This is a genomic window from Paraburkholderia ferrariae NBRC 106233, from assembly GCF_000685035.1.
GTDB lineage: Bacteria > Pseudomonadota > Gammaproteobacteria > Burkholderiales > Burkholderiaceae > Paraburkholderia > Paraburkholderia ferrariae.
The window spans coordinates 489,742-501,159 of the sequence record NZ_BAYB01000002.1 but is presented as its reverse complement, the minus strand read 5'-3'; the positions used below and the strand labels follow the sequence as shown (position 1 = coordinate 501,159).

General features: G+C 63.9%; 10 protein-coding genes. 3 read left to right on the top strand and 7 right to left on the bottom strand.

The genetic code is table 11. The features are described 5' to 3' along the window. Window positions 1–2 precede the first annotated feature (2 nt). Window positions 3–620 (top strand): PqiC family protein, encoded by a 618-nt coding sequence (locus tag BFE01S_RS02585; RefSeq protein WP_028224251.1) that lies wholly within the window; start codon window positions 3–5, stop codon window positions 618–620. Between the two features lie 179 nt (window positions 621–799). Here the strand turns inward: BFE01S_RS02585 and cyoD are convergent, their stop codons facing one another. From cyoD to BFE01S_RS37115, 5 genes are all read right to left on the bottom strand, one after another. Then, complete coding sequence (gene cyoD, locus BFE01S_RS02580) at window positions 800–1,129, bottom strand: cytochrome o ubiquinol oxidase subunit IV (RefSeq protein ID WP_028224250.1); 330 nt, start codon at window positions 1,127–1,129, stop codon at window positions 800–802. Further along, window positions 1,130–1,741: a cytochrome o ubiquinol oxidase subunit III gene (cyoC, locus tag BFE01S_RS02575; protein ID WP_028224249.1), complete on the bottom strand. Its 612-nt coding sequence runs from the start codon at window positions 1,739–1,741 to the stop codon at window positions 1,130–1,132. Then, on the bottom strand, window positions 1,741–3,777 hold the full coding sequence (gene cyoB, locus BFE01S_RS02570) for a cytochrome o ubiquinol oxidase subunit I (protein WP_028224248.1): 2,037 nt from the start codon (window positions 3,775–3,777) through the stop codon (window positions 1,741–1,743). The genes cyoC and cyoB overlap by 1 nt, the downstream gene beginning before the upstream one ends. Before the next feature lie 7 nt (window positions 3,778–3,784). After that, entirely contained in the window at window positions 3,785–4,675 is an 891-nt protein-coding gene (gene cyoA / locus BFE01S_RS02565; RefSeq protein WP_042337099.1) for a ubiquinol oxidase subunit II, read from the bottom strand. A gap of 348 nt (window positions 4,676–5,023) precedes the next feature. Then, window positions 5,024–6,565, bottom strand: a complete 1,542-nt coding sequence (locus tag BFE01S_RS37115) for a complex I subunit 4 family protein (RefSeq protein ID WP_042336991.1) — start codon at window positions 6,563–6,565, stop codon at window positions 5,024–5,026. Between the two features lie 742 nt (window positions 6,566–7,307). Between BFE01S_RS37115 and BFE01S_RS02555 the strand changes: the two genes are divergently transcribed. Further along, window positions 7,308–7,787, top strand: a complete 480-nt coding sequence (locus BFE01S_RS02555; protein WP_028224246.1) for a hypothetical protein — start codon at window positions 7,308–7,310, stop codon at window positions 7,785–7,787. A 160-nt stretch (window positions 7,788–7,947) separates the two neighbouring features. Beyond that, entirely contained in the window at window positions 7,948–9,465 is a 1,518-nt protein-coding gene (locus tag BFE01S_RS37110; protein WP_042336989.1) for an MFS transporter, read from the top strand. A gap of 74 nt (window positions 9,466–9,539) precedes the next feature. Here the strand turns inward: BFE01S_RS37110 and BFE01S_RS37105 are convergent, their stop codons facing one another. Continuing rightward, window positions 9,540–10,910 (bottom strand): sugar efflux transporter, encoded by a 1,371-nt coding sequence (locus BFE01S_RS37105; RefSeq protein ID WP_042336987.1) that lies wholly within the window; start codon window positions 10,908–10,910, stop codon window positions 9,540–9,542. Window positions 10,911–10,981: 71 nt separating this feature from the next. After that, on the bottom strand, window positions 10,982–11,197 hold the full coding sequence (locus BFE01S_RS43860; RefSeq protein ID WP_156966876.1) for a hypothetical protein: 216 nt from the start codon (window positions 11,195–11,197) through the stop codon (window positions 10,982–10,984). Between the last annotated feature and the right edge of the window lie 221 nt (window positions 11,198–11,418).

Here is an 11,418-nt window from a genome sequence, read left to right as displayed (position 1 = left end):
TCATGCGTCTTCCTGCCCACATCACGACCGGACTGACGGCCGCCTCCCTGTGCCTGCTCGGTGCCTGCGCCTCGTCGCCCGTGCACTACTACACCCTGGTTCCGCCGGCTACGCACGAGGAAACGGTCCGCACACCTGCTCCGTTCGTGATCGATGTCCTGCCTGTTGGCATTCCCGCCGGGCTCGACCAGCAGCAGATGGTCGTACGCACCGACACCAGCAGCCTGCAGGTCCTGGACGATGAACGCTGGAATGCACCGCTCGGCGATGAACTACGCAGTGCGCTGTCCGCCGCGCTTTCCCGGCGGCTTGGCACCCAGGACGTTGCCGGTCTGCCCCGGCCGGCGAACCGGAAAGTGCTGGGTATTCGCGTGCAGATCCGGCAGTTTGATGCCAGACCGGCACGGGACGCACAACTGGTGGCCGATTGGAGCCTCGGCGCGACGCCTTCCGGCGGCAGCACCCGGGTGACCTGTCACACGCAACTGCAGGTCGCGGCACCGGGAAGCTATCCGGAACTGGTGCAGGCACAACAGCGCCTGGTCGGCGAGCTTGCGGACGAGATCGCCCGCGCGGCAAACGACGCCGGCATGCGCAGCCAGTATGGATGTCCGGATTGAAGGCCCGGGATTGAAGACCCGGATTGAAGGCCCGATATCGGCTGGCAGTCCGCTTCCCGCTTTTCGCGTAGAGAGCGCCAAGCGGCATGGCGCGTGGCCGGGCTGGTAGCCGGAGGGGCTTCTGAGGAGGAGAGCAGCCGGGAAGCCCCATCAGACAAGGCTTCCCAGCCGCGATGCGCTTAACGCGACATCATGTTCATGCTGACGTTGTGCATGACCCACAGCGTACCGACGATCACGATCAGCACCGTCATCACGGTGAAGCCGAACGCGGTCACGTTCCAGCGCTGGCCCGACGACGTGTTCATGTGCAGGAAGAACACGAGGTGGACCACGATCTGCACCGCGGCCAGCACGGCGAGGCCGAGCAGCGCGGTCTCACGCGGGAAGCCGCCATGCATGACGAGCCAGAACGAAGCGGCCGTGAGCACCACCGCCAGGATGAAACCGGCCAGGTAGCCGCCGAAGCTGCCATGGCTTTCTTCTTCGTGGATGGAATGAGCACTCATTTAGATCACGCTCGCAAGATAAACAAAGGAGAACACGCAGATCCAGACGATGTCCAGAAAGTGCCAGAAAAGGCTCAGGCACGTCAGGCGGCGGATTTCGCGCTCGCCCAGTTCCGGCGCCTTCGCCGTCTGAACCATCAGGACGATCATCCAGATCATGCCGAACGTCACGTGGATACCGTGGGTGGCCACCAGCGTGAAGAACGACGAGAGGAACGCGCTGCGCTGCGGGCCCGCGCCTTCTTCGATCAGGTGTGCGAATTCATGCAGTTCGAAGTAGAGGAACGACGCGCCCAGCAGGAACGTGACGGCCAGCCAGAACAGCACCTGACCGGTGCGCTTCTTGTGCGCGCCGATCATCGCGAAACCGTACGTGATGGACGACAGCAGCAGCACTGCCGTTTCCATGGCCACGCCGGGGATGTCGAACAGATCCTTGCCCGTCGGGCCGCCTGCAAACTGGTTCTGCATCACGGCGAACACTGCGAACAGCGAGCCGAACAGAATACAGTCGGTCATCAGGTACAGCCAGAAACCGAACACCGAGTGTGACGGCGGGTGATCGTGGTGATCGTGCTCCGCCAGTGCGGCCGCACTTGTCTTCGTCAACATCAGTTGGCCTCCAGTGCTTCTTGATCCATCTGGCCACGGCGCTTGCCTTCGAACGCCTTGACCAGTGCGCGGTTGCGCGCTTCTTCATCGGCCCGGACCTTGGCGGCCGGGATGTAATAGCCTTCGTTCTTCTGGAAGCTGTAGATAATCACGGTAGCGAGAATACCGATGAAGCCGCCGATCATCATCCACCAGATGTGCCAGATGCCTGCGAAGCCCGTCACCAGCGCGAAGAAGCCAACGAAGACCCCTGCGCTCGTGTTGGACGGCATGTGGATATCGGTGTACTTCGTGTTGACGACGTCCGGCGTTTCGCGGCCCGTCTCCTTCAGGTGCTGGAACTCGTCGAGCTCGCTCACGTGCGGGATCACGGCGAAGTTATACGACGGCGGCGGCGACGAAATCGCCCATTCCAGCGTACGGCCGCTGCCCCAGGCATCGCCCGTCAGGTCGCGGTTTTCCGGCAGGTTGCGGTCGCGGATCGAAACGTACAGTTGAGCGAACTGGTGCACGATGCCGATCAGCACGAGCACGGCGCCGAACCAGGCGATGATCATCCACGGATGCCATGCCGGGTTGTCGTAGTGGTTCAGACGGCGGGTAGCGCCCATGAAGCCGAGCACGTACAGCGGCGTGAAGGCGACGTAGAAGCCCGTAAGCCAGAACCAGAATGCGCGCTTGCCGAGCTTTTCGTTCAGCTTGAAGCCGAATGCCTTCGGGAACCAGAAGTTGAAGCCCGCCAGGTAGCCGAACAGCACGCCGCCGATGATCACGTTGTGGAAGTGCGCGATCAGGAACAGCGAGTTGTGCAGCACGAAGTCCGCACCCGGGATCGCCATCATCACGCCGGTCATGCCGCCGATGGTGAAGGTGACCATGAAGCCGATCGTCCAGAGCACCGGCGAGGTGAACTCGAGGCGGCCGCGGTAGATCGTGAACAGCCAGTTGAAGATCTTCACGCCCGTCGGGATCGCGATGATCATCGTCATGACGCCGAAGAACGCGTTGACGTCGGCGCCCGAACCCATCGTGAAGAAGTGGTGCAGCCACACGAGGAACGAGAGGACCGTGATCGCCAACGTTGCGTACACCATGGTCTTGTAGCCGAACAGCGGCTTCTTCGCGAAGGCTGCGACGACTTCCGAGAACACGCCGAACGCCGGCAGGATCAGGATGTACACCTCGGGGTGACCCCAGGCCCAGATCAGGTTCAGGTACAGCATGGCGTTGCCGCCGCCGTCGTTGGTGAAGAAGTGCGTGCCGACGTAGCGGTCGAGGCCGAGCAGCGCGAGCGTGACGGTCAGGATCGGGAACGCGGCCATGATCAGCACGTTCGTGCACAGCGCCGTCCACGTGAACACCGGCATCTTCATCAGCGTCATGCCGGGGGCACGCATCTTGATGATCGTGACGAAGAAGTTCACGCCGGTCAGCAGCGTACCCACGCCCGAGATCTGCAGTGCCCACAGGTAGTAGTCGACACCGACGCCCGGACTATAGGCAAGCTCCGAAAGCGGCGGATACGCGAGCCAGCCAGTCTGCGCGAACTCGCCGACGACGAGCGAGATCATCAGCAGAACCGCGCCGACCGTGGTCATCCAGAACGACAGCGAGTTGAGCATCGGGAACGCCACGTCGCGTGCGCCGATCTGCAGCGGCACGACGATGTTCATCAGGCCGACCATGAAGGCCATCGCCATGAAGAAGATCATGATCACGCCGTGCGCCGTGAAGATCTGGTCGTAGTGGTGCGGCGGCAGATAGCCCGGCGCGTTGTACGCCAGCGCGAGCTGGGTACGCATCATGATGGCGTCGGCGAAGCCGCGCACGAGCATGATGAGGGCGAGGACGATATACATCACGCCCAGACGCTTGTGGTCGACGCTCGTCAGCCACTCCGTCCAGAGATATTTCCACTTACCGAGGTAAGTAACGCCACCGAGCACGAACGCGCCGATGAGCGCCATGCCGATCATCGTGCCGAGAATAATCGGCTCGTGATACGGAACGGCATCGAGTGTAAGTTTTCCGAACATGCTTGGCTTACCCCTTGGTCACGCACGACGGGTCACTGAAATTCGTGACGTGGCCGTTGTTGTACTTCGCAATGATGTTGTTGAAGAGCTTCGGATCGACCGTCGAGAAGTACTGAACCGGTGCCTTCTCGGTCGGCTGTGCAACCGTTGCGTACTCATCCATCGAAAGCTGCGTCGAAGACGCCTTCACCTTCTGGACCCATGCGTCGAAATCCTGCTGGCTCGTGGCGATCGTGCGGAACTTCATGTCCGAGAAGCCCTTGCCGCTGAAGTTCGCCGAGAGGCCGGCGTAGTCGCCCGCCTGGTCCGCGATCAGGTGCACGCGCGTCTGCATGCCTGCCATCGCGTAGACCTGGGTGCCGAGCTGCGGGATGAAGAACGAGTTCATCACCGAATCCGACGTGATGCTGAAGTTCACGGGCGTCCCCACCGGCACGGCCAGCTGGTTCACCGAAGCAATGCCCAGATCCGGGTAGATGAAGAGCCACTTCCAGTCCAGCGCGACCACTTCGACGTTGATCGGCTTGACGCTCGATTCAAGCGGTTTGTAAGGGTCGAGCTCGTGCGTGGTTTTCCACGTGAGCACGCCGAGGAACAGAATGATCAGCGTGGGGATGGTCCAGACCACCACTTCGATGGCGGTCGAGTGCGACCACTTCGGTGCATAGGTGGCGCTGCGGTTCGACGCGCGATAGCGGTACGCGAACCAGAGCGTCAGCACGATCACGGGAATCACCACGATCAGCATCGCCCACGTCGAAGTCGCAATCAGCTCCTTCTCGGCCAGCCCGACGCTTCCCTTCGGGTCGAGGACTTCCAGATTGCTGCAACCGGAAAGACACGCGGCCAATCCGGCTCCAACGGGAAGCAATAACCTTTTCAAGGTTGTTCTTTTCATCACGTTTGCCTGAATTTCATTCATTGAGTGGTTCCGGGCACATTCCCTGACGTCCAGCAAAGGAAGCGCGCCCGCATCATACAGCCGCTTTGATCTTTGACAAGCAATGAATGTGGAAAATGATCTTTGCCGAAACGAAACTGAGACACTTTGTCGCACACGTTCGCCGCGTGCTGCCGCACTCGTGGCGAGCGTCTGCGCATCTGGCCCTGCTCCGTTTCGCCGCCAATCCCGCCGCGGCTTTTTTCGAAACGCCCTGCTATTCGAAACCTTTCTACACGGACGCGCGCGCCGCGCCGCATCTTGCGATACGGGACGGCGCGCGCGCCTGCGGTCAAACTTCAGTGATCATGTCGGCGAACGCTGCGCGTGGACATCCGCGCCGGTGCGCACCGCGTCTCCCGATGCGGCCTCGTCCGTCGGCTGCTTCGAGCGGCTGGCCTGCGCGACGAGATTCGCCGCCGACAATTCGATCGCGTCGGTGAAGGGCTTCGGATACAGGCCCATTCCCAGCACCAGCGCCGAGAGCGAAACGAAGACCAGCATCTCGCGCGCACCGATGTCGGCCAGCTTCGCCACGCTCTTGTTTGCCACTGCGCCGAAGATCACGCGCTTGTACATCCACAGGGTGTACGCAGCGCTCAGAATGACGGTCGTCGCGGCCAGCGCGCCGATCCAGAAGTTCACGCGGATGGCGCCCATGATGACCATGAACTCGCCCACGAAGCCCGAGGTGCCAGGCAGGCCCACGTTGGCCATGACGAACAGCATGAAGAAGGCGGCGTAGCGCGGCATGGTGTTGACCACGCCGCCGTAGGCGTCGATCGAACGCGTCTTCGTGCGGTCGAACAGCATGCCCGCGGCGAGCAGCATGCCGCCCGACACGAAGCCGTACGAGATCATCTGCACGATCGCGCCTTCGGTGCCGATCTGGTTGAAGAGGAAGAGGCCGAGCGTGACGAGGCCCATGTGAGCGACCGTCGAGTACGCGAGCATCTTGGTCATCTCGATCTGCGCCAGCGCGAGCAGGCTGCCCCACACCACGGCGACGAGCGAGAGCGCGATGATGACCGGCGCGAAGAAGTGCGCGGCGTCGGGCGTGACCGGCAGCGTGAAACGCAGGAAACCGTAGCCGCCCAGCTTGAGCATGGCGAGCATGACGGTGGCGCCCGTCGGCGCTTCGAGGTTCACGTCCGGCAGCCAGGTGTGCAGCGGCCACATCGGCACCTTCACCCCGAAGGCCGCGAAGAAGCCGATGAAGACGAGAATCTGCGGAACGAGGCCAAGCTGCAGGTTGTGCCAGGCGGCCATGTCGAAGGTGTGCGACTGGCTGTAGAGATACAGCATCGACACCAGCATCAGCAGCGAGCCGCCGAACGAGAAGAAGAAGAACTTCACGGCCGCGTGGATGCGGTGCGTATGGCCCCACACGCCGATCAGCAGGTACAGCGGGATCAGCGTGGCTTCGAAGAACACGAAGAACAGCATGCCGTCCGTCGCCGCGAAGGTCCCGACCATCAGCCCCGAGAGGATCAGGAACGCGCCGAAGAACTGGGCGACGCGCACGGTGATCGAATTCCACGAGGCAATCACGATCACGAGCGTGGTGAAGGCCGTCAGCACGACCAGCCACAGCGAAATGCCATCGATCCCGAGGCGCCATGCCACGCCGAAGTCGGGCAGCCAGTTGCGGAACACCACGAACTGCATGCCGGCGACGGTGTTGTCGAAACCGGCGATCAACGGCAGGGTCAGCAGCAGGCCCACGACGGCGCCGACGAGCGCGACCCAGCGCGCGCGCTGCGCACGGCCGGACCCCACGCGCAGTACGACCACGCCGAACAGGATCGGAATCCAGATCGCCAGACTCAAGAACGGGACGGATTGCATTTCACAAGACCTTAAAAACGCCTGGCGCACAGCGCCACATACGCGCCTCAAGGCGCGAAAGAATATTGAAAGATTGTCGCGGGATGAAATTCGAGCCGGGTCGCATGTAATCTATTTGTCAGCTTTTCGGCGAAGAACGACACACGCTCAAGGGTTAACAAGGGTAAACGGGATATAGGGGTTTTGCAGCGCAACAATACAGGACAGATTGAGACTTCTTTCAAGCCATTGTTTTTGTTTCATTTTTTTGATTCACCTCAAACGGCAAACAACCGCTTTCACAACCTTTTTGACCAAAAAACCGGGGCTCCGGGGGCGTTTCGGGCACCCTGGCGACTCGGGTGGCCATTTGCCGCGGCCCGAATAATACCTTACTTGTTTCTTTCGTTTAAATAACTTACCCGGTCGGATACGAGACCCGGATGGGTTTCGCGGCACCGGAATCCAACGAAAAAAGGCCCCGGCCGTGCGGGCCGGGGCCAAAACTCTCACTATGTGCCAGGGACTCCTGCTCTACGCACGCTGGCAATGTAGCCTCTTGCGTCCCCGGAATTAAGCACCGCGCACGCAAGAGTCCCTTCCGGACTTCGTCATATCCCCTCTCCCCAGTCGCCCGCCTCGATCCCAATAGAATTCTCAAATGAGAATCATTTGCATTTAAGAACGGAATGCCCCATCATGGAGCCCACGCCGGCGACTCCGGCACCCGACGACGCACCCACTCCGGCCGCGAGGAGGTCTCATGCATTACATCGCCCCGTTCAACCGCAACGACACACTGCTCGACGACTCGTTCGCCCAGCATCCGGACAGCGCCGAGCAGACGGTTCTGCGCGCGGTCCGCACCTGGCTGCGCCCGCACTGCGACGCCTACGGCAAGGAGGAAAGCTGGCGCGGCGTGCTGGCCGACGCCGGCCTCGCCATGGGCGGCATCGGCCATTTCGACCTGCTGATGGGCACGCTGTGCCGCGCCTCGTCGCGCCCGCTCGACACCCGCTGCCGCTGCGCCTCGGAGCTCGCCACCGACGAAGCCTCGCTCCTGCGCACGCTCGCGCTGCTGCAATCGACGCGCAGCGAAGCCGCCGTGCAACTGCTCAACGACTGGCTGCCCATGCCGAGCGTCTCGGGCATGCTCAAGTCGGCGCGCTGGTTCGCCATCGCGCTGCTCGACGCGGGGCTGCGTCTCAGTGAGCGGCCGCGCCGCGTGACTTATATGCACTGACGTGCGCTGAATGACGTGTATCGACCGGCTCGCCCCGTCGCGCCGGGGGTATGAGCAAATTACGAAAAACGATTTGGGCACGGCCTGTGCCGCCGTTAGCATGCGGGGTTTAGCCGCCCCCTGGCGCTCCCCCCTTCTGCCCGCCTCTGCCCGCTTCCGCATGTCTGCCTCCGCCTCGTCCCCTTCCGGCCCTCGCGCGCTGATCCGCTCGGCCGCCGATGTCTCGCAACTCGTCAACGCGGGCGCCGCGCGCGGCAGCAACGCGCGCATCGTCGTCGCAATTGCACTGGGCGGCGTGTTCCTCGACGCCTACGACCTGGGCGCGCTCGCCTTCGGCCTCAAGGACGTCGCCCGCGAATTCTCGCTGACCCCGGCCGGCACCGGCTTCGTGGCTTCGGCCATCACTTTCGGCGCAATCGTCGGCGCGTTCCTCGGCGGGTTTCTCACCGACCGCATCGGGCGCTATCGCGTGTTCATGGCCGACATGTTCTTCTTCGTCGTCGCCGCAATCGCTTGCGCGCTCGCGCCCAACGCGTGGGTGCTGGGCGGCGCGCGCTTCGTGATGGGACTCGGCGTGGGCATCGACCTGCCCGTGGCGATGGCGTTTCTCGCCGAGTTTTCGCGCCTTGCGGGCCGCGGCAACAAGGCCGCGCGCGTCGCCATGTGGTGTCCCGTGTGGTACGCGGCGATCAGCGTCTCGTACCTGCTCGTGCTCGCGCTCTTCGCCACGCTGCCCGCCTCGCACTCGCACCTGCTGTGGCGGCTCACGCTCGGCTTCGGCGCCGTTCCGGCGCTCGCCATCATCGCCGTGCGCAGCCGCTATATCAGCGAGTCGCCGATCTGGGCGGCGAACCAGGGCGACCTGGCCGGAGCGGCCCGCATCCTCAAGCGCTCGTACGGCATCGACGCCGAAGTTGCGCCCGGTGTGCCCGGCGTGCCCGGCGTGCCCGGCCAGGCGGCAGGGTCAGGCCGGCGCGCCGCCTCGCTCAGGAACTACGGCGCGCTGCTGCGCGGCGTCTACACGCGGCGCACGGTGCTCGCCACCGTGATCGGCGTGGCGTCGGCATTCGCCTATAACGCGGTGGCGTTCGGGCTACCCGTGATCCTCTCCAGCTTCCTCGCGCAGTCGATGCTCACCACCATCCTCGCCTCGCTCGTGCTGAACCTCGGCTTCGCCTTCGTCGGCGGATTGATCGCCGTGCGCACCGTGCCGCGCCTGGGGGCCTGGAAGCTGACCGTGTGGGGTTACGCGGTTCAGTTCGCGGCGCTCGTCGGGCTCGCGATCGTCGGCAAGCCTTCGGCGGCGGTGGAAGTCGTGATTGCCGTTGCCCTGCTCGCCGCCTTCCTGTTCGGCCAGGGCATCGGCCCCGGCTCGCACAGCATGAGCTTCGCTTCGCTCTCCTATCCGACCTCGCTGCGCGGCGTGGGCGTGGGCCTGAACCAGACGCTCATGCGCGCGAGCTCCACCGTCTCGCTGTTCCTGTTTCCCGTGCTCGCCGCCGCGCTGGGCACGCGGGTTTTCTGGATCATCGCCATCGCGCCGCTGTGCGGGCTCGCGGCGCTCCTCGCGGTGCGCTGGGAACCCTCGGGCTACGACGTCGATGCGGAGGATTTCGGCACGGTTGCGGCAACGGCCGCCAATGCCGTCGCGGCGCGGGACGTTGCCGCTGTTCAGTAGGGCTGCCACAGGATTATCTGCATTCCTGATCGATTGACGCGCTGCGTCGGCGGAGCTGCCCGTCTCCTCCGGCCTCAGCGCTTCCCTACCCGCTCCCTGACGAAGCGGCGCACCGCCCGCGCGATCACCGGGTATTGCTCGCCGGGTACGGCAAAGAGCACCAGCGCGCAGACCGCCAGCACGCCGCAGAACAGAAACGTGCCGCGATAGCCGAAAGCCTGCACCAGCAGGCCGGAAAGCACACCCGAAAGAATCGACCCCAGCCGCGCCGCATTGAAGAAAAGCGCCGTGGCACGGCCCGGCGACTCGGGCATGAGGTCCTGCACGTAGGTCATGCCGAGACACGACGTGACGGCCACCACGAACGCGTTGAGCATCTGCATGGGGATCAGCGCGTTCACGCCGGGCGCCGCCGACATCGCCACGAAATACACGGCGTGCACGATCGCGCAGGCGGCCAGCCAGCGCGGCTTGTTGAGCACGGAAGCGCGCGCGCCAAGCGCGAGCATCATGGGAATCTCCATGAGCGCGCCGAGGCCCAGCATGATCGATACGTCGAGCCGCGTGCCGTGCAGCCCGTGCACGATATAGAGCGGCAGCACGATCATCGTCGCATTCGCCGCGAGGCCGATCAGCGTGAGCGCCACGACGGCGCGCATGATGTCCTTCGACGACACCTCGGGCATCGGCACCCGCAGCTTCGACGCCGGGCGCGCACTGGCACGCCCGGGCATATGGCCCGGTTCGACCTCGGCCTGCGTGAGCGGCTGGCCCTCGTACTGTGCGTCCTCGTCCCGATCCGCCTCCCCCGCCATCGGGCGCGGCGCCAGATGCTGCGTGGCGTGCTCGTCGAGACGCGGCTCGCGCATGCGCCAGACAATCGTGGCGCACGCCGCAAAGCTCGCGGCCGCAAACAGGAAGAGGCCATAGAACCCGGCCGCCGCGAGCACGAGCGCGCCGACCGCCGGCCCGAACACCCACGCCGCAGAAAGAATCGTGCGCAAGGTTGCGCTCGCAAAGGTCCGCTCGGCGTGGTCGGCGGCGGGCAGCGCCGCGCGGCTGAACGAGAACACGAGCGAAAGCGCGCAGCCGCCCGCTCCGATGAACGCAATGCCGACCACGAGCAGCAGCCGGTAGTCGCGCACGATGCACAGGCACAGATAGCCGAGCGTGGCTGCGCACAGCGAGACGAGCAGCAGCAGCCGGTGCTTGCCGGTGGCATCGCTGAAGCGCCCGGCGGCCGTACTCGCAATCACGCCGCTCGTGGCGATGGCGGTCATGAAGATACCGAGCCTGAGGGGCGACATGCCGGCGCGTTCGACGCCGAAGAGCGAGAGATACGGGGCGGTGAAAGACATCGCCACGCCGAGCATGAGCGTGGCGCCGGCGAGCGGCAGAAAACCCGGGATACGCAGAAGACCGGCAAAGCGCGAGTAGTTGAGCACGGCGCGACTTGTAGTGACGGGGGTGGGCCGGCAACGCGCGCAGTGCCGCGTGAGGGCCGTATCGGAAGCGATTATCGGGTGGAACCGCGCGCTTGCGCAAGAAAGCCGGTCGGGCAGTCAGCATCCGGGCGGCGCGGATACTCGCGGGCACGCGCATCGATCATCATGCGTTGCGCATGGGAAACGAGGCGGCAGGTTTTCCACAGATTTTGTTGAGAGCCCTGTGGGTAACGCCTGGACAGCAGACTCAAGTTGTTGATGGAGAAGATTTTGTTCGGCGCTGTCATGTGCGGGGCAGCACGAGCCGGAAGGAGGTTAGTTGACGTTGCCTTGGCCCTGCGGCGCCACCGGAATTCCCTGGTAGAACCAATCAATTCCAGACTGTGGGATAAAAGAATTGTCCGATGAAGCAAACGCAGCGAGAACCCTTTATCCACAGTTTCAGTGGAGAGCCCTGTGGGCAAGTTCGGGACAGCGCCGCCAACCTCATGATCTGAAAAGAAATTCG